The 19140-nt window shown below is 68.3% G+C and carries 13 protein-coding genes and 1 pseudogene; 12 read left to right on the top strand and 2 right to left on the bottom strand.

The window, feature by feature from the left end:
* The 9 genes and pseudogenes from EBL85_RS09970 to EBL85_RS09930 form a co-directional block, all read left to right on the top strand.
* Positions 1–437, top strand: a pseudogene (locus EBL85_RS09970) (hypothetical protein); the annotation flags it as partial.
* Between the two features lie 241 nt (positions 438–678).
* Entirely contained in the window at positions 679–2805 is a 2127-nt protein-coding gene (locus EBL85_RS09965) for a flagellin (RefSeq protein ID WP_123142829.1), read from the top strand.
* 78 nt (positions 2806–2883) lie between these two features.
* Positions 2884–3327, top strand: coding sequence for a flagellar protein FlaG (locus EBL85_RS09960; protein WP_123142828.1), 444 nt, complete (start codon positions 2884–2886; stop codon positions 3325–3327).
* Positions 3328–3347: 20 nt separating this feature from the next.
* Positions 3348–5450, top strand: a complete 2103-nt coding sequence (gene fliD / locus EBL85_RS09955; RefSeq protein ID WP_123142827.1) for a flagellar filament capping protein FliD — start codon at positions 3348–3350, stop codon at positions 5448–5450.
* A 210-nt stretch (positions 5451–5660) separates the two neighbouring features.
* Positions 5661–6131, top strand: a complete 471-nt coding sequence (locus EBL85_RS09950; RefSeq protein WP_223806114.1) for a flagellar protein FlaG — start codon at positions 5661–5663, stop codon at positions 6129–6131.
* Positions 6132–6189: 58 nt separating this feature from the next.
* Positions 6190–6585 carry a flagellar export chaperone FliS gene (gene fliS / locus EBL85_RS09945; RefSeq protein WP_123141075.1) on the top strand — a complete coding sequence of 132 codons (396 nt, stop codon included), beginning with the start codon at positions 6190–6192 and terminating at the stop codon, positions 6583–6585.
* A 310-nt stretch (positions 6586–6895) separates the two neighbouring features.
* The gene (locus tag EBL85_RS09940) at positions 6896–7855 is read left to right on the top strand and encodes a GGDEF domain-containing protein (RefSeq protein ID WP_123141074.1); all 960 of its coding nucleotides are present in this window, start codon (positions 6896–6898) and stop codon (positions 7853–7855) included.
* A gap of 141 nt (positions 7856–7996) precedes the next feature.
* Positions 7997–9691, top strand: coding sequence for a methyl-accepting chemotaxis protein (locus EBL85_RS09935; protein WP_123141073.1), 1695 nt, complete (start codon positions 7997–7999; stop codon positions 9689–9691).
* Complete coding sequence (locus tag EBL85_RS09930; RefSeq protein WP_223806113.1) at positions 9688–10695, top strand: DUF368 domain-containing protein; 1008 nt, start codon at positions 9688–9690, stop codon at positions 10693–10695. Before EBL85_RS09935 ends, EBL85_RS09930 begins: the two co-directional genes overlap by 4 nt.
* Before the next feature lie 449 nt (positions 10696–11144).
* Here EBL85_RS09930 and hrpB read toward each other — a convergent pair whose 3' ends face one another.
* Positions 11145–13664 (bottom strand): ATP-dependent helicase HrpB, encoded by a 2520-nt coding sequence (gene hrpB, locus EBL85_RS09920; RefSeq protein ID WP_223806112.1) that lies wholly within the window; start codon positions 13662–13664, stop codon positions 11145–11147.
* Between the two features lie 163 nt (positions 13665–13827).
* On the opposite strand from hrpB, the gene EBL85_RS09915 reads away from it, so the two are divergent.
* Genes EBL85_RS09915 through EBL85_RS09905 form a run of 3 tightly spaced genes read left to right on the top strand, consistent with a single transcriptional unit; the run spans position 13828 to position 17337 of the window.
* On the top strand, positions 13828–15072 hold the full coding sequence (locus EBL85_RS09915) for a paraquat-inducible protein A (RefSeq protein WP_123142823.1): 1245 nt from the start codon (positions 13828–13830) through the stop codon (positions 15070–15072).
* On the top strand, positions 15047–16714 hold the full coding sequence (locus EBL85_RS09910; RefSeq protein WP_123141068.1) for an intermembrane transport protein PqiB: 1668 nt from the start codon (positions 15047–15049) through the stop codon (positions 16712–16714). The genes EBL85_RS09915 and EBL85_RS09910 overlap by 26 nt, the downstream gene beginning before the upstream one ends.
* Positions 16711–17337 carry a membrane integrity-associated transporter subunit PqiC gene (locus tag EBL85_RS09905; RefSeq protein ID WP_123141067.1) on the top strand — a complete coding sequence of 209 codons (627 nt, stop codon included), beginning with the start codon at positions 16711–16713 and terminating at the stop codon, positions 17335–17337. Before EBL85_RS09910 ends, EBL85_RS09905 begins: the two co-directional genes overlap by 4 nt.
* Here EBL85_RS09905 and EBL85_RS09900 read toward each other — a convergent pair.
* The gene (locus EBL85_RS09900; protein ID WP_223806111.1) at positions 17325–19016 is read right to left on the bottom strand and encodes a methyl-accepting chemotaxis protein; all 1692 of its coding nucleotides are present in this window, start codon (positions 19014–19016) and stop codon (positions 17325–17327) included. The genes EBL85_RS09905 and EBL85_RS09900 overlap by 13 nt on opposite strands.
* Between the last annotated feature and the right edge of the window lie 124 nt (positions 19017–19140).

The following is a 19140-nucleotide window of genomic DNA, read 5'->3' as shown; positions in this document are numbered from 1 at the left end:
TCGGCGGCGAGCGCCTGGAGATCGGCTATCACTCCCCGCCGTGGGACGTGTTGCGGGGCATGGACATCGGACTCGACTGCTTCCCGCACAACTCGGGGACGACGCTGCTCGAATCGCTCTACATGGGTGTGCCCTTCGTGACCCTGGCCGACCGGCCGAGTGTGGGCCGGATCGGGGCGATGATCCTCTCGGGGCTGGGTCGGGAGGAATGGATCGCCACGGACGAGGCCGACTACGTTGAGCGCGTGGTCGCGCTGGCCGCGGATCACGAGGCGCTGGCGACGACCCGCGCCGGGTTGCGCGCGCAGATGGAGGCCAGCCCCTGGCGTGACGAGCAGGGGCAGGTGGCACGGATCGAGGCCGCCTACCGGGCGATGTGGCGGCGCTGGTGCGAGGGGGGCGTGTCACGAAGCCTTCCTGCGCGAGAGATTGTGTGATGGGGTTCTCGCTTCGGCTCGCTGGGGATTTCAATTTTCCGGCAGCCCACCGTTATCCATGGTGTCGCAGGCATGTCGGGGATTCAGGGACCTGCGTGCGGGCCGGGGCCCGAGGATTGTCGAAATAGGATTAAAGCGATCGCCATGCCCGGCCGTTAACCTCAACGAAGCACAGTTAACATTGACGGCAGACCGCTGTTGCTGAACAGCCCGCCGGTTCGAGACCAACAGGAGAGCAGCCATGGCAATGGTCATCAATTCCAACATCATGTCGCTGAACGCACAGCACAATCTGTCGAAGTCCCAGGCCGAACAGAGCCAGGCGATGGAGCGACTGAGCAGCGGTCTGCGCATCAACTCCGCCAAGGACGACGCCGCCGGTTCGGCAATCGTCAGCCGTCTGACCTCGCAGGTGCGTGGTCTCGACCAAGCCGTGCGTAACGCCAACGACGGTATCTCCCTGGTGCAGACCGCCGAGGGCGCGCTCAACGAGAGCAGCAACATCCTCCAGCGTATGCGCGAGCTGTCGGTACAGTCGGCCAACGGCACCTACACCAGCGGCAACCGCTCGACGCTCAACAACGAGGTCCAGCAGCTCGTCCAGGAGCTCGACCGTATCTCCACCAGCACCAACTTCAACGGCCTGAACCTGATGGACGGGTCGCTCGGCGAGGTCAATCTGCAGATTGGCTCCGAGGGTGGTCAGACGATCAGTGTCAACATCGGTCAGATCGACGCCGACTCGCTGGGCGTGGCCGAGTCGGCTGGCGTCGGTTCCTTTAGTCGCACGGGGACTGGCGCTGGTGCTGCTACCGACGCCTTCCCGCTTGCGACGACCGCCGTCAAGGCGCTCGGTACTGGAGACCTGGTGATCAACGGCATCTCGATCGGCGGCGCGACCGCCGCTGCCGATACCGCCTCGTCGCACGCCAAGAGCGCGAGCGCGCTCGCGACGGCTGCGGCCATCAACGAAAAGAGCGATCAGACGGGTGTGACCGCCATCGTTGGTGAGACCCAGCTCGGTGGTACTTCGATGACCGCCGGTGCGACCAGTGGCACCATTACCCTCAACGGCGTGTCTATCGACCTGAACACGACCGCAGACGCGGCCACCACGCGCTCCTCGATCGTCGAGGCGATCAACCTCAAGGCCGAGCAGACGGGGGTCACCGCGCTCGACACCGGGACCGACAACGGTGGCATCACCCTGGTGGCCGAGGACGGTCGCAACATCGCGCTGCACAATACTGGCGGCGCCCTGACCGCGGCCAACACCGGTCTGGGCCTGGCCGGCGCTTCGGATACCGGGTCGATCACCACGGGGACCGTGACTCTGGTCTCCGATGGGAGCGCTCCGATCAAGATCGAGTCGGGCGCGACCGGTTCGGCTGCTGATGCCGGCTTCATGGAGGGCGACTACACCGGGACCCAGACTCAGTTATCCTCGAACTTGAACAACAGTACCGATGCGATGACCGCGGGTAACGTGTTCATCAACGGCGTCTCCGTGGGCCCGTCCTACGCGAACGACGACACCGCCTCCTCGGCAGGCAATGCCTACAGCGCCATCTCCAAGGCCGCGGCCGTCAATCTGGTCTCCGACCAGACCGGCGTGACCGCGACGGTGAACCAGAACCGGGCCGACAACAGCACGGCTCAGCTGACGGCCTCCGCCGCGGTCGCCGGGACGATCAATGGCGTCAGCATCACCGGCTTCACCACCGTGGCCGGCGCCGATAACACCAGCGCCAACCGCCAGTCCCTGGTGAATGCGATCAACGCCATCTCCGATCAGACCGGCGTGACTGCGGTCGACACCGGTGAGGACGGGACCGCCAACGGTGGTGGTGTGCAACTGGTCGCCGCGGATGGGCGGAACATCGTCGCCAACATTGCAAATGGCGCCAACGCCGGCTTCAACACGGGTGCCAGCACCTATGTCGGTGAGTTCACCCTGCACTCGGACAAGGAGATCGAGATCACCCGAGGGACCAACACCAACCTGAGCTTCTCCGGTCTGAGTGTCGGCAACTTCGGCGGCGGTGAGGACGGTCAGGCGCTCTCGAACATCGACATCTCGACGGTCGAGGGAGCCAACAAGGCGCTGACGGCAATCGACAACGCCCTCGAGCGGGTCGACGACGTGCGCTCCGACCTCGGTGCGGTGAACAACCGGCTGGACTTCACCATCAGCAACCTGAGCAGCATCTCGCAGAATGCCTCGGCCTCGCGGTCGCGAATCCAGGATGCCGACTTCGCGGCGGAGACCGCGGCACTGTCCCGGGCCCAGGTGCTGCAGCAGGCAGGTACGGCGATGCTGGCCCAGGCCAACTCGGCGCCGCAGCAGGTCCTCTCGCTGCTGCAGTAACCGCCGGTCCCGGCCGCTAGGAAACGGGTCGCCCCCTGACCGGGGGGCGACCCGGTCGAGCCGAGGGAGGCAAGACCGATGGCCAGTGAATCCTATACTCTAAGCAATATCACTCCGATCCAGCAGCCCTCACCGGCGCCGTCGCGCTCCGAGCGCGACACCGGGACGAGCGCCGCGGAGCGGCAATCCAACGAACGGCTCGAGCGCGCCCCCGGCGCGTTTGCGACCGAACAGCAGACGCGGACGCGAGCCCAGGACCCCGCCGGCGCAGAGACCTCTGCCGAGCGTGAGGAGGCCTCCAGGGAGCAGCTCGATCAGGCCGTCGAGCGACTCAACGAGATGTTTGGCGGCTCGCGCCGGATGCTCAACTTCGAACTCGACAAAGAGGCCGATCGCACCGTGATCCGAGTCGTGGATGCCGAGACCGAGGAGTTGATCCGGCAGATCCCCAGCGAGGAGACCCTGAAGTTCGCGCAGTATGTCGAGGGGTTGGCGGGGCTGATCTTCAGCGACCAGGCGTGAGCGTGTGAGGAGCGACGAACATGGCCGACAACATCATTTCCAGTCTGGGGGCCGGTTCGGGGATCGATATCACCAGCCTGGTCTCACAGCTCGTCGAGGTCGAGCGCGCCCCGGTCGAGCAGCGCATCTCCTCGCGCGAGGAGCGGCTGCAGGCCGAGATCTCGGGCTATGGCAAGCTCAGCAGCGCGCTCAGCGAATTGCAGGACAGCCTCGGCTCGCTGGCGGGCAACGACCTGTTCAACGCCCGCTCGGTCGCCATCCCCGACACCAATGTCATCACCGCCAACAGCGTTGCCGTCGGTGCCCAGACCGGTAGCTACCAGATCGAGGTCGAGGACATCGCCCGCGCCCAGTCGTTGACCATGGGCGCCCAGAGCGAGCGCGACAGCGCGCTCGGCAAGTCGGGCGAGCTGACCATCCGCTTCGGTGAATGGACCTATGACGGCAGCGATGCGCCCTCGGGCTTCACCGCCAACGACGAGCGCGAGGCGCTGACCGTCAGTATCGATGCGAGCGACTCGCTCGACGCCATCGCCGCCAAGATCAACGAGCAGAACAGCGGCATCCAGGCCTCGGTACTCAAGGTCGACGACCAGTACCAGCTGATGCTGACCGCCCCCTCGGGCGCGGCCAACGCGCTGGAGATCAGCGGCGATGACGCCAGCCTCGACGACTTTGCCTTCAACGCCGCCAACCATGCCAATGTCACCGAGGTCCAGCAGGGCAGTGATGCGCTGCTGCGCATCAACGGCTTGCAGGTCTCGCGCGAGAGCAACGACATCGATGATGTCATCGAGGGCTTCAACTTCACCCTCAACAAGGCGAGTCCCGGCGAGTCGCTGACCTTCTCGATCAGCGAGGACAAGAGCCTCGCCGAGCAGGCCGTGCGCGACTTCGTCGATGCCTACAACAACTTCCAGACGACCGCCCAGGGCCTGATCGGCTATGCCCGTGACGACGCCGGCGAGCTGGTGCGCGACGAGAACGGCGCGCTGTCGCGTGGCGACCTTGCCAGCGACGGCACGGCGCGCGCCATGATTGATCGTCTGCGCAAACTCGTCGGCGGCGAGGTACAGGGACTCGAGGGCGGCTTCACCGCGCTGACCAACCTGGGGATCCGCACCGAACGCGATGGGTCGCTGTCGATCGCGAAAGACGAGTTCGGCAAGGAAGCCGAGTTCAGCGCAGCCTTCAGCAACAACTTCCAGCTGGTGGAGGACCTCTTCGCGCTGAAGACGGCCTCGATGAACAGCGCCGTCTCGGTCAACCTGGGTTCCTTCGCCGGGCGGGTCGATGCCGGCAGCTTCGAGGTCGAGATCACCCAGGACCCGACCCGCGGCGAGCTGCTCGCCGATGCCATCACCCAGGCCGATTTCGACGGCACCACCGAGACCTTCACCACCGCGCTCGACACCTCCGGCGGCGGCTACAGCTTCAAGGTGGCGGTCGACGGTATCGAGTCCGGAACGATCGCCCTCAGCGGCACCTACGACTCCACCGAGCAGCTGCGCAGCGATCTGCAGTCGCTGATCAACAGCGACGAGAGACTCAAGGCGACCGGCACCAAGGTCGATGTGCTCTACGACGACGCCACCGACAGCTTCAGCTTCGTCTCCCGCGAGTACGGCTCGGTCTCCACGGTGGCCTTCACCGAGGCCAGTGCGTCGATGGCCGATCTCGGTGTGCACACCGGCTTGACCGGGACCGCCGGGATCGATGTCGCCGGCACCATCAATGGCGTGGAGGGCTTCGGTGCCGGCAATCAGTTGCTGCCCGCGCTCGATTCGCCCGCCTACGGTCTGAACTTCAGCGTGGCCGCCGGTGCGAGCAGCCAGGGCGCCTTCGATATCTCCTTCTCGCGCGGTTTCGCCGGCGAACTGAGCCGGCTGGTCGATGGGTTCCTCAGCAGCTCCGGGACGATCGAGATGCGCAAGGAGAACATCCAGGATCAACTGACCGAGCTCGGGGAAGAGCGCGAGACACTCGATCGACGCATGGAGGGTGTCGAGGCCAGGCTGCTGTCGCAGTTCATCGCAATGGAGTCCATCGTCAGTACCTTCCAGTCCACTGGCAGCCAGCTCGAGGGGCTTGTCGACCGCTTGCCCAATACGGCACAGAACTGACGGTGAGAAAAGATTGCATGGTCAGGTTAAAGAAAACAGCAGGGGTGCCGTTATCCATGGTGTCAGCTAAGCAGACCTTTGGCGAAGGTCTGCAACGGGAGTCAGACCCTTTAGGGTGGCACCCGCGACGCGACCGGGAGGCAGGGGAAGCCGTACCGGGCAGGCATCTACGATTGCTGCGTCCTGCTGCAGGGAACCGGGGAGACAGTGATGATTGAATCGACCCAAGCTCCAGCAGGCGTGATGATCCGCTCACAGCCGACGCATCCGCAGGATGAGGTCGGGACGGCGGCTCGCGGTGACCGTCAACAGGCGGCAAAGGCCAGTGAGCAGAAGGCGTCGTCGGGTGGTGTGGAGACCGTGACGGGCGGCAACCCGCTGGAGGAACAGCAGCGGACCGGCCAGGCCGAGGCGCAACGCCAACCGGCAGAGGGGGAGGAAAAGAGTTCGACCCTGATGCTCGAGCAGGTGGTCGAGTCGATCAACGACTACCTGCAGGCGAACCAGCGTGCGCTGGAATTCAGCCTCGACGATGGCTCCGGTCAGGTCGTGGTCACGGTGAAGGATGCCGAGCGCAACGAAGTGATTCGCCAGATACCGCCGGAACATGCCTTGAAGCTGATGGCGCAGATGCGCGATGGCACCGGCATCAGCGGCATCGGGTTGACCGAAGAGGCCTGACCCGATTCGCTGATCACTCTCTAAAAATTGCAACTATTCGTCGGGAGTGGCCGATACCATGTATGCGATGCGTAAGGAACTCAACCAGTACCGTCAGGCTGGACCTTTGGCAGAGGTTGCGGTTGCCAGTCCGCATCGTCTGATCCAGATGCTGTTCGAGGGCGCGATCGAGCGGATCGCCGTGGCCCGCGGCGCGATGACGCACGGCAATCTGCAGACCAAGGGCGAACAGCTGAGCAAGGCGATCAACATCATCGAGTCGTTGCGCGCCGCTCTCGATCAAGACAAGGGCGGCGAGCTGGCCGAGAACCTCGATGCCCTCTACAGCTACATGTCGCGTCGCCTGCTCGAGGGCAACGCGCGCAACGAACCCGAGGCGCTCGACGAGGTTTCGGGGCTGCTCCGCACCATCAAGTCGGGTTGGGACGAAATCCCCGAGCGTCTCGGCCAGTAATAACGCCTTGCCGGATTTCAGGACGCTCGTTCGCTTCCCCGGTGCGGCGGGCGTCCTTTCCGGACCTTCCCCATATCGATAGAAGACACGCTTGCGGTGTCCATGCGCGCCGCCGAGAACGGGTGTCGATTTTTCGACGAATCCGCGTCAGGGCATCCGGATGCGCTGCGGTCAATGGGCGTCAAGATTTTGTCTTGCTGCTTGAGGTCTATTAGGTGGTTTGCTTTAGTTGTTGTTTTTCAAGGCGATTATTTTGTGGCGTGATTTTCGCTAGCTACTAGACAAACAACGATTACAGGGGCGCGCCACCGTGAGTTCGATCAGTCAAGCCGATACGCCGCATCTCACCCTTGTCTCCTCGTCCGAGACGGTCACCCAGCCGGAGCCGAAGAGTGTCGATCCGGTCGCATTCCTGCAGGCGATCACCGCCTCGCTCGACCTCGATCGGGTGCTGACGATACTCAACCGCTTCCTCTTCGATCTGGTCTGTCACAGCGGCTGGGAATATCTCAATGCCGCCGAGGGGCTGGCCTTCGAGGGCGGACAGCCGGACCGTCACCGCCTGGAATATGACCTCTCCCTGGGGGGGGGCGAGATGGGCCGGCTGGTGCTGATGCGCGGACGACGGTTCTCGGAGCTCGAGCAGGAGCGGATCGAGGCGCTGCTCGGGCTCGCCGCCCCGGCGTTGAAGAATGCCCTGGCCTATCAGACCGTGCTCACCCAGCTCGAGTCCGACCCGCTCACCGGGCTGGGCAACCGGATCGCACTGTTTCGTGAAGGGGCGCATTGGTTGGCCGATGCGGTGCGCCAGTCGCGACCGCTGTCGATGCTGGTGCTCGATCTCGACGGCTTCAAGCGTATCAATGACCAGTTCGGTCATCCCGAGGGGGATCGGCTGCTCCAGGCCGTGGCCAAGGGGCTGCGTTCGGCGACACGTGCCTCCGACCTGTGCGTGCGCATGGGGGGCGACGAGTTCGTGATCCTGCTCCCGGGGACCGACCTGACGCATGCCATGGAGTGTGCCGAGCGCGTCCGCCTGGCCATCGAGCACTGCTCGTCCGAGACCGCCGAGGGGGTGCGTGTCGGGGTCTGTGCCAGTATCGGTGTGGCGACCCACCGCCCGGGGATGGATCTCGACCAACTCTACACCCAGGCCGACGAGGCCCTCTATGCCGCCAAACGTGCCGGTCGCAATCGCACCCTGGCGGGGGCGGGGTGCGGTTGCGCGATGGTGCGTGAGACCACTCAGCAGCAGCTGCCGCTGTGTTGATTCGCCGCTTCGGGGCGCGGTTGCGTTGACCGTGCGGGGAAATAGCGAAAGGGATCAGCGTTTTGTGCTGTAAATTGGCTGAATGACACACACCTGAGATGTGTCACAATAAGCGGCCAGTCTTCCCGACCCGGAGCGTGCATGCTGGACAAGATCTCACTCAAGACCAAGCTACTCGTCGGCTTCCTGCTGGTGGCAGCAATCGTCCTGACCATCGGACTCAGGGCCATCCAGGGTGAGCACACCATGCGGACCGATGTGGTGCGCATCGGTCAGGTGCGACTGCCAGCGATCATCGCGCTCAATCATCTCAACTATCAGCGGGTGCAGATCCGTGGCCAGTCGCTGGAGGCGCAGATGCACGCCGACTGGACAGAGGGCACGCGCAAGCTGCTCGAGCAGGTGCTGCGCCAGCGCGAGGCCTCCTGGCGTGAGGTCGAGACGGTCCTCGAGCGCTACGCCGCGCTCGAGAAGACCGAGGACGAGGTTGCCATCTTTGCCGCCTTCAACGCCGAGTACGATGCCTGGCGGGCGATCTACCGCAAGCTCGACACGCTGATGCGGCGGATGCTCGAGGCGCCACAGCGTCAAGGTGTCGACGCGCAGGCGGTCTATGACGAGGTGCGCGACGCGTACATGCATCAGGTCCAGGAGATGATCCCGATCTCCGACCGGCTCGGTGCCATGGTCGAGTCCATGGTGATGATCAACAACCGCTTCGCCAACGATGCCGTCACCGAGGCGATCGATGCCTCGGAGCATACCGTGATGGTGAGCTCTATCCTGATGAGCATCGGGCTGGTGCTGTCGATCGCTCTCGGGCTGTTCATCACCCGCGACGTGCTGCGCCGTCTCGGTGGTGAGCCGGCCTATGCGCTCGCCGTCGTCAACCAGGTCGCCGAGGGCGATCTCGGTGCCCGCATCACCCTGCGCAAGGGCGATACCACCAGCCTCCTCGCTGCCTTCTCGGTGATGGTCGAGAACATGCGTCGCCTGCTGCGCGAGGTCGCCTCGGTGGGCAATCAGGTGGCGACCTCCGCCGAGGAGCTGTCGGCCGCCAGCGCCCAGGCGCGCGAGCAGATCGCCCGCCAGCAGACCGAGACCGGGCAGGTGGCCGCGGCGATCAACCAGATGACCACCACCGTCGAGCAGGTCGCGCGTCATGCCGGCGAGGCCGCCGATGCAGCGCGCGCGACCAACCGCGAGGCCGATACCGGCGGCGAGGTGGTCGAGCAGGCGATCGCCGCGGTCGAGGCCATGGCCCAGGAGCTCGAATCCTCGGCCCAGGTGGTCGGTCGACTCTCCCAGGACAGTCGCGAGATCGGCGATGTCCTCGATGTCATTCGCGGCGTCGCCGAGCAGACCAACCTGCTTGCGCTCAACGCCGCGATCGAGGCGGCGCGTGCCGGCGAGGCCGGGCGCGGCTTCGCGGTGGTCGCCGACGAGGTGCGCACCCTCGCCAATCGCACCCAGCGCTCCACCGAGGACATCCAGCAGAAGATCGAGCGGGTGCAGAGCGGCGCCAACGGCGCCGTCGAGGTGATGGACAAGGGGCGCGCGATGGCCCAGCAGACCGTCGAGCAGGCACGCCGCGCCGGTGAGTCGTTGCGCACCATCAACGGCTCGATCACCACCATCAACGACATGAACACCCAGATCGCCAGCGCCGCCGAGCAACAGGCGACCGTGGCCGAGGAGATCAACCGCAACGTCCACACCATCTCCGACGTGGTCGAGGAGAGCGCCACCGGATCGACGCAGGTCGCGGCGGCAAGCACCGAGCTGGCGCGACTCGCCGCGCAGCTCCAGGAACGGCTGGAGCGCTTCAAGCTGTGAGCGGGGCGATGCGCAATCCGCCGGCGACCGACATCGGGCGCGCCGGAGTGGTGCTGCGTGGCGCGGCGATGGGGGTGGCCGAGATCATCCCCGGGGTCTCTGGCGGCACCATCGCCTTCGTCAGCGGGATCTACGAACGGTTGATCGAGGCGATCCGGGCCGTCGGTCCGGGACTGATCGGGGTTGCTCGCCGCGAAGGGGTGGCGGGTGTATGGCGGGCGATCGACGGCAACTTCTTGACGCTCCTGCTCGCCGGCATGGTCGTCGGCCTGCTCACCGGGCTGTTCACCGTCTCCTGGCTGCTCGAGCACCATCCGCCGCTGGTGTGGGGATTCTTCTTCGGCTTGATCCTCGCCTCCATCCTGCACATGGCCCGACGCATCGAGCGCTGGGATGCCACCGGGCTGGGGTTGCTCGTGCTCGGCGCGGCGTTCGCCTACGCGCTCACCGTGCTCACCCCGGCGCAGGGCTCGGAGGCGCTGTGGTTCGTCTTCTGCTGCGGCGTCATCGCCATCTCGGCGCTGATCCTGCCGGGGATCTCGGGGAGCTTCATGCTGCTTCTGCTCGGCATGTACCAGTTCATCATTCACGACACCCTCAAGGGGCTGCTGGTCGACTACAGTCCCGAGCGGCTGCTGGTGATCGGGGTGTTCGCGCTCGGCTGCGTGGTCGGGCTGATGACCCTCTCTCGACTGCTCTCCTGGACCTTCCATCGTTTCCACGCCCAGACCCTGGCGCTGCTCACCGGCTTTCTCGTCGGATCGCTCAACAAGATCTACCCCTGGCGCAACCCGGTCGACTGGCTGCGCGGCGCCGACGGCCAGGTGGTGTTGAGCGCCGACGGTCTCACACCGCACAAGATCATCGCCGAGAGCAACGTCCTCCCCGGCGCCTACCACGGCGACCCGCTGCTGATCGGCACCCTGATCGCCTGTCTCCTCGGCGTCCTCTCCGTGCTCGCCTTCGAGCGCCTCGCCGAGCGGGGTTCCGCGGGAGGAGGGTGAACCGCCAAGGCCCGAAGGACGCGAAGGAAAGAAGACTTCGGTTGCAGTCTTTTGCGACCAGTCAGCCGTTGTCTTCGACCACGCGTGATTCGGGCTGGCCACCGAGAACCCTCGATCGACTTTGCGTGCTTGGCGTCTTTGCGGTTTGAACCAGCCTCCAGCCTCCAGCCTCCAGCCTCCAGCCTCCAGCCTCCAGCCTCCAGCCTCCAGCCTCCAGCCTCCAGCCTCCAGCCTCCAGCGAGATGATCGCCGGGGATTGTCGGAGTGCAAAGACCCAAAGGGATAACGCGCTTCCAGCCCCATCGGTTGGGCTGCCGCTGCGCGGCAACCCGACAGCTGCGCCAAGGTCTCGGGATTGACGCCGATCCCCGAGGAAGGTCCGCGTGGGCGGCAGCTACCCAACCTACGACGCTGGTGCCCGAGGGCTGGTCGCTGGTCCGCCGCGCTCGCTACCGCCGCCGGCGCTGCAGTCCGCCGGTGACGGCGTCGGCGGCGGTGGGGTCCTCGGGCCAGTGGTGCTTGGGGTAGCGCCCGCGCAACTCCTTGCGCACGTCCGTATAGCCCTGGGCCCAGAAGCTCGCGAGGTCCTGGGTGACCTGGATCGGGCGTCGCGCCGGGGAGAGCAGATGGAGCAGCACCGCCACCCGGCCGTCGCACACCCGCGGGGTCTCGCACAGCCCGAACAGCTCCTGCAGCGGCACGGCGAGCACCGGTGGTCCGTCGCTGGCGTAGTCGAGACGGCGCTGGTTGCCCGCCGGGGTGCGCAGATGGGTCGGTGCGGCCCGGTCGAGCCGCTGGCGTTGGTCCCAGTCGAGCAGGCCGAGCAGCAGCTCGGCCGCCTCCAGGCGCCGGGTCTCGCTCAGTCGCGACTTGCCGATCAGCCAGGGATCGAGCCAGTCGGCGGCGCGCGCGTGCAGTCCCTGGGGGCCGGGATCGGGCCAGTCGCCCTGGGGGTCGTGGGCGCGCAGCAGGGCGATGCGGGCGCGCAACTGCGTGGCGTCATCGTCCCAGCGCAGCGCCCGCTCGGGGTCGGCGAGCACCTGTTCGCGCAGCAGTTCGAGCACCGCCGGGTCGTCGGGGAGCGGCAGCGGGCGCGCCTCGAGGGTGAGGGCATCGAGCCGGGTGAGGGCGCGCGCGCGCACCGCCTCGTGCTCGGCGTCCCAGTCGCAGCGGGTCTCGGTGTGGATGCGCTGCGCGCAGACCGCGTGCAGGGTGTCGGCGTCGATCGCCAGGGCGTGACGGATGCGCCCGTCGCGACCCTGGGCGTCGAGTTCGGCGACGACCAGATAGGGGCTGGCGGTGAGCGCATCGGCCGGGTCGAGCCGCGCGCCGTTGCCGGCGGCGAGCAGATAGCGCTCGCCGCGGGCGTCGCGCCGCTGGGCGATGCGCTCGGGGTAGGCGAGGGCGAGCAGCGCGCCCGGGGTACGGGCCGTGCCCGGCGGGTGGCTGGCGCGCGCGACCCGCTCGCCGAGCTGACGCGCGGCGCGTGCCACGGCGTCGAGTCGGCGCGGATCGAAGCCGGGCGTCGGACGGCGCGCCCGCCGTTGCGCCAGTGCCTGCAGCCGGGCGCCGAGGTCGGCCGGTGAGCTGAGCGCGCGCGGGTCGAGCGCCGGGTCGCGCTCGCTGAGCAGGGCGCCGAGATCGGCGGCGAGCGCGCGCGCCTCGGGTGCGGCGCCGAGCAGCATCACCCCGAGCCGGGGGTGGAGCGGCAGCTGGGCGAGCGCGCGCCCGAGCGCGGTGATGGCGCCGCGCGCATCGAGCGCGCCGAGCGTCTGGAGGAGGGCGCGGCCCTGTGCCCAGGCCGGTTGCGGCGGCGGGTCGAGCCAGGCCAGCTCGGCGGGGTCGTTCACCCCCCAGAGCGCGAGTTCGAGGGCCAGCGGCGCGAGGTCGGCCTGGAGGATCTCGGGGTCGCGCTGTGCGGCGCGCCCGCGCGCCTGCTCGCGGGTCCACAGCCGGTAGCAGTGACCGGGCCCGAGCCGCCCGGCGCGTCCGGCACGCTGCTCGGCCGAGGCGAGCGAGACCGGCTCGGTGACCAAGCGGGTGAGCCCGGTGTTGGGGTCGAAGCGCGGCTTGCGGGTGAGCCCGCCGTCGATCACCACGCCGACGCCCTCGATGGTGAGGCTGGTCTCGGCGATGTCGGTAGCGAGGATCACCCGCCGCCGCCCGGGCGTGGGCGGGGCGAGGGCGCGCGCCTGCTCGGCGGTGGGCAGACTGCCGTGGAGGGCGAGCAGGTCGGTCTCGGGGCCGAGCCGGGGGGCGAGTGCTGTGCGACAGCGCTCGATCTCGCGCACCCCGGGGAGGAAGGCGAGGATGTCGTCGTCGTGCGCGGCGAGCGCGTGCACCACCGCGCCGACCAGGCCCGCCGGCTGCTCGACCGGGCGCTCGGCATGGTGCACCGTGACCGGATAGGTGCGCCCGGCGGCACTGATCGTCTCGGCGCCGCCGAGCAGTCTGGCCACCGGCTCGGCCTCGATGGTCGCCGACATCACCAGCACCCGCAGCTCGGGGCGCAGGTTGGCGACCACGTCGAGCACCAGCGCCAGTCCCAGGTCGGCGTGCAGGCTGCGCTCGTGGAACTCGTCGAAGATCACCAGATCGACCCCGCTGAGCTCGGGGTCGTGCTGCAACCGGCGGGTGAGGATGCCCTCGGTGAGCACCTCGATGCGGGTCTTCGGGCCGATCCGGCGCTCGAAGCGCACCTGGTAGCCGACCGTCTCGCCGAGCGCTTCGTTGCACAGTGCGGCCATCCGCGCGGCGGTCATGCGCGCCGCCGGGCGGCGCGGTTCGAGCATCAGGATGCGCCCGCCGATCAGCCCCTCGGCCTCGAGCAGGGCGAGCGGCGCGCGGGTCGACTTGCCCGAGCCGGTGGGGGCCTGGAGCAGGGCGTGGCCGTGGCGCAGGGCCTCGATCAGCGCCGGCAGGCTGGTCTCGATCGGTAGTGGAGCGGGGTTGGGCGTGTGCTGTGACATGCGAGCGGTGGGGACGGCTGAGCCCCGGGGGTGCATCGACGCCGGGGCGGTGGAACAATGGTGTCGCGCCCGGGATCGGGGATGGCGCGATCGCGCGGCGCATTGTCATGCCTCCGGCCGCGCTTGGCCAGGGGCGAGGTCTCCCGCTGCCGAATCTGCAACGATGTCGCAACCAACCCAGAGTGAGTGTCTCGAGTGCGGTCTGCTGCAGCGCTGCCCGCCGTTGCCGCGCGGTGGCGCCACGCGCTGCGTGCGCTGTGGCAGCGTGCTGCGCCGTCACCGCCCCGACAGCCTCGAGCGCACCCTGGCGCTCACCCTCGCCGGGCTGGTGCTGTTCGTGATCGCCAACGCCTTCCCCTTCCTCGCCTTTCGCATGCAGGGGCAGGTCACCGAGACCACGCTGCTGACCGGGGTGGCCGAACTCTATCGCGGCGGGCAGTGGGAGATCGCCCTGGTGGTGCTCTTCACCAGCGTGCTGGCGCCGGGGCTGCAGCTCTTGTTGCTGCTCGCGGTGCTCGCGCCCTTGCGTCTGGCGCGCGTGCCGCGCTGGTTGCCGCGGCTGTTTCGCTGGATGCGGACCCTTGCGCCCTGGGGGATGATGGATGTGTTCATGCTCGGCATCCTGGTGGCGGTGGTCAAGCTCGCCGATATGGCCACCATCGTCCCCGGCACCTCGCTGTTCGCCTTCGCGGCGCTGATCCTGGTGCTCGCCGCCGCCCAGGCGAGCCTCGACCCCGATCTGGTGTGGTCGCGGGTGGCGCTGGCGCCGGCGCCAGCCCCGCGTCCCGGTGACGCGCATCGCACCTGCGAGGTGTGTGCGCTGGTGACGGCGCCGGGTGGGGCGCGCGACGGGCGCTGCCCGCGCTGCGGCGCGGCGTTGCACCGACGCAAGCCCGAGAGCCTGCAGCGCACCTGGGCGCTGGTGCTGGCGGCGCTGATCTGCTACGTGCCGGCGAATCTGTTGCCGATCATGACCGTCACGTCGCTCGGGCGCAGCCAATCGGATACCATCTTCAGCGGCGTGGTCTTCCTCTTCAGCCACGGCATGTGGCCGCTGGGGCTGGTGGTGTTCGTCGCCAGCGTATTCGTGCCGCTGCTCAAGCTGTTGATCCTCGTCGGGTTGCTGCTCTCGGTGCACACGCGAACGCGCTGGCGACCGCGCGAGCGTACCCGGCTCTACCGCCTGACCGAGGCGATCGGGCGCTGGTCGATGGTCGATGTCTATGTGGTGACCATCCTGGTGGCGCTGGTGCGCCTGGGCAATCTCGCCAGCGTCGAGGCCGAGGCCGGCGCCATCTTCTTCTGCGCGGTGGTGGTGCTGACCATGATCGCGGCGATGTCATTCGACCCCAGGTTGATCTGGGACCGCTTGGAGCAGCAGCATGTCAGAGACCGCCGAGCGCCGTGACGGCGCGCCCGCCCTGCCGGAGGCCGAGGTGCGGGTGCGTGGTGCGCCCTCGCTGGTGTGGCTGATCCCGCTGCTGGCGCTGGCCATCGGCGCCTGGCTGGCGCTGAAGACGCTCAGCGAGCAGGGACCGACCATCACCGTCCGCTTCCCCAGCGCCGCCGGGCTGCAGGCGGGCAAGACCAAGGTCAAGTTCAAGGACGTCGAGGTCGGCCAGGTGACGGCGATCGACGTCAGCCAGGACCTCGACTCGGTGATCGTCACCGCCGAGCTCAAGCACGGCAGCGCCCATCTGCTCAACGCCGAGACCCGCTTCTGGGTCGAGCGCCCACGGGTGAGCGCGAGCCGGGTCTCGGGGCTCGAGACGCTGCTCTCGGGGGCCTTCATCGCCCTCGATCCGGGCAGCAGCGGCGCCTCGCAGCGCGACTTCGTCGGCCTCGATGAGCCGCCGCTGTTCACCACCGACGCCCCCGGCACCCGCTTCGTGCTGCGTGCCGCGACCCTGGGCTCGCTCAATATCGGCTCGCCGGTCTACTATCGCCAGATCCAGGTCGGGCAGGTGGTCGGGTTCGGGCTCGAGGACGACGCCAGCGCGGTGCGCATCGAGCTCTTCATCCCCGCCCCGCACGATGCCCTGGTCAGTGCCGAGACCCGCTTCTGGAACGCCAGCGGCGTCGACATCTCGCTCAGCGGCGCGGGGATCAGCCTCGACACCCAGTCGCTGGTCTCGGTGTTGCTCGGCGGGGTCGCCTTCGACACCCCCGACACCATTGCCGGCAGCGGCGCCCCCGCTCAGCCGCTCGAGGTCTTCCCGCTCTATCCCAACCGCGAGGCGGCGCACGCCAGGACCTATGCCGCCAAGTCGCACTATCTGCTGCTGTTCGAGGGCTCGGTGCGCGGGTTGAGCATCGGCGCGCCGGTGATGCTGCGCGGTATCGAGATCGGTCAGGTGCTCGACATCCAGTTGCAGTTCGATCCCGAGGCCGAGATCTTCCGCATCCCGGTGCTGATCGAGGTCGAACCCGAGCGCATCGCCTTGCGCAACGCCGCGCACGCGCCGGATCATGCGCACATGCTCGAGCGCCTGGTCGAACTCGGTCTGCGCGCCCAGCTCAAGCTCGCCAGCCTGATCACCGGTCAGCTCTACGTCGAGCTCGACATCGACCCCGAGGCGCCCGCCGCGGGCCTCGGACGCTATGGCGACTATGTCGTCATCCCCAGCCGGCCGACGCCGCTCGAGGCGCTCACCGGCAAGCTCGAGCGTATCCTCTCGCGGCTCGAGCAGGTGCCTTTCGAGCAGATCGGCGCCGATCTCGGCCAGACCCTGGGGCGGGTGCGCGAGGTGGTCGACAGCGGGGTGCTGAGCCAGCTCGGCGAAGACCTGGAGGACACCCTGGCGAGTCTGCGCGGGCTCGCCGAGCAGCTCGACGGCGAGGTCGCCCCGGCGCTGCGCGCTACCCTGGAGGAGGCGCGTGCGACCTTCGCTCATGCCGGGGCGATGCTCGACCCCGAGGCGGCGACGACACGCGAGTTCAGAACCATGCTGCGGGAGACGGCCGAGGCGGCGCGCGCGGTGCGCGACCTGGCCGATTATCTGGAGCGGCATCCGGAGGCCTTGATCCAGGGCAAGGGAGGTCTACGATGACGGAGCGCCGATGGCGATTGGCGGCGGTCGCGCTGGTGGCGGCGGTGAGTGCGGGGTGCGCCAGCTCGCCGCCGGCACGGTTCTATGCGCTGAGCGCGGTGGGGGTGGCACCCCCCGAGGCGCGCGCCCCGGGGCTCGCCGTCGGGGTCGGCCCGCTGGTGCTGCCGGAGTATCTCGATCGCCCCCAGCTCGTCACCCGCGAGTCGGGCAACCGGCTGCGGATCGACGAGTTCGAGCGCTGGGGCGGCTCGCTGCGCGACGACTTCCTGCGGGTGTGGAGCGAGAACCTGGCGCGCGCGCTCGGTAGCGAGCGGGTGCGGCTGCTCGAGGGCGAGCTGCGCTATGGGGTCGATCTGCGGGTCGGCGCCGAGCTGCTCGCCTTCGAGGGGAACGATGACGGCAGCGCCCGGCTCAAGGTGCGCTGGGCGGTGCGCGACGGCACCGGCCGACACACCCTGCTGGTGCGCGAGAGTGACGATCGTCAGCCGCTGTCCGCGCCCGGCGACAGCCGCGCCCTGGTCGCCGCCCTCGATGAGTTGCTCGCGCGCTTCAGTGCCGAGGTCGCCGGCGCGCTCGCCGCGCTGCCGCCGACCCCGCCCGAGACCGCCGCTCAGGCGCGGTAGCCGATACGGAAACCGCCCCAGTGGCGTCCACGCACGTACACCGGCGCGGAGATGTCGTGCATGATCTCGCCGGTGTCGCGGCGATAGGTCTGGATCAGGAAGGGCAGCTCGTGGGCGCCGCACTGGCGCCCGACCGGGTCCTCGAAGATGCGCTTGGTGCGGTTGTGCAGCAGATCGTGGTCGCGATCGCCGGTCAGCGGCTGGGAGAAGCACTGGTTGTGGGTCGGCACATAGCCGTTGCGGTCACAGCCGATGGCATAGGCGACATGGGCGTTGCTCTTGAGCACCGGCTCCTGCAGTGGTGGGAAGAGCCGGTCGGTGAGCCGGTCGAAGCCGGTGGTGAATTTCTTCGGCTCGGTGTCCGGGATCGGCTGGTAGTCGCTCTCGAACAGGTTGCGCTCGCTGACCTCGCCGTTCTCCAGCGCGCGTTCGAGCTGGTCGCCGATCGCGCGCGCGAGTCGCTGCACCAGCTCGGGCATCTGCTGATGGGTCCGGGTGGCCTGCTCGCCGGCGGCGCCGAGCTGGAAGACCTTGCTGATCTCGTGCAGGTTGGTGGCCAGCCCCTCAAGGGCCTGGACCTCCTGCAACGTCGTCGCGGCGCCCTGGGCGTTGCGCTCGGCCATCTCGCTGATCTCCTGCACATGACTGCTGACGCGCTGGGCCTCGTTGCCCTGTTGGGCGATCTCGACGGCGATGCCGTTGATGCGCTCGAGGGTCCGCGCCGCGCCCTGGTCGATCCCGGTGAGCGCGGCGGCGGCCTGGCTGGCGAGGTCGGCCCCGGACTGGGCCTGGTCACTGCCGGCGCCGATTGCCGCGACCGCCTCGCGGGTCTCGGTCTGGATGGTGGTGATCACCTCGCCGATCTCGGTGGTGGCGGTGGCGGTGCGCTCGGCGAGCTTGCGCACCTCGTCGGCGACCACCGCGAAGCCGCGCCCGGCCTCGCCGGCGCGCGCCGCCTCGATCGCGGCGTTGAGCGCGAGCAGGTTGGTCTGGTCGGCGATCTCGCGGATGGTGCGCACGATCCCGCCGATCTCCTCGGAGCGCTTGCCGAGCGCAGCGATCAGCTGCGCCGAGCGCCCGACCGAGTCGGCGATGCGGGCGATCTCGGCGGCGGCCTCGGAGACGATGCGGCTGCCGTGTTGCGACAGCGTGCGCGCCTCCTCGGCGTCGCTGGCCGAGTCGCGGGCGTGCTCGGCCACCACCTCGACCCCGGCGCTCATCTCGCCGATGGCCTGTGCCATGCGCGCCGAGGCCTCGCCCTGCGCGGCCGAGTCGTCGGCCAGGGCGCGGGCGTTGGCGGCGAGGATGTCGGCCGCCTCGGCGAGACGCTGGGCGTCGTAGAGGACCTTGCCGATGATCCCCTGGAAGCTCTCGATCAGGGCGTTGTAGTGGCGGGCGCAGTGACCGGCGGGGCTGCTCGAGACCGTGGCGCGGCGGGCGAGGTCGCCGTCGGCGCGGGTGCGCGCGAGCAGATCGGCAAAGCCCCTGAGTTCGGCGCCGAGGGTGCGTTCGAGGATCAGCCATGCGGTCGCGCCGAGCAGGAGCGCGAGCACCAGTTGTCCACCGAGGACGGTCATCGATAGGGCGCCGCTCGCCAGCGCGAGCGCGCATCCACCAAGCCCGGACAGGACGCCCAGGGTCATGCCGATCATCCAGAATCGCATATCGAGTGGTCTCATGCTGCCGCGCTTGGTACGCGGTCTTTCGTTGTGGTGGCGTAGACGCCGCTCCTGCCTTGACGTCCTTCTCAGGCGGTCATTCTAGCGGTATCCGTGGATGCTTCGTGTACCCCTGTCGTCGCTT

The sequence above is a fragment of the Marichromatium sp. AB32 genome, from assembly GCF_003718675.1.
GTDB classification, from domain to species: Bacteria; Pseudomonadota; Gammaproteobacteria; order Chromatiales; family Chromatiaceae; genus Marichromatium; species Marichromatium gracile.
The sequence above is the reverse complement of the archived record's forward strand: the minus strand, read 5'-3'. Positions and strand labels throughout refer to the sequence as shown.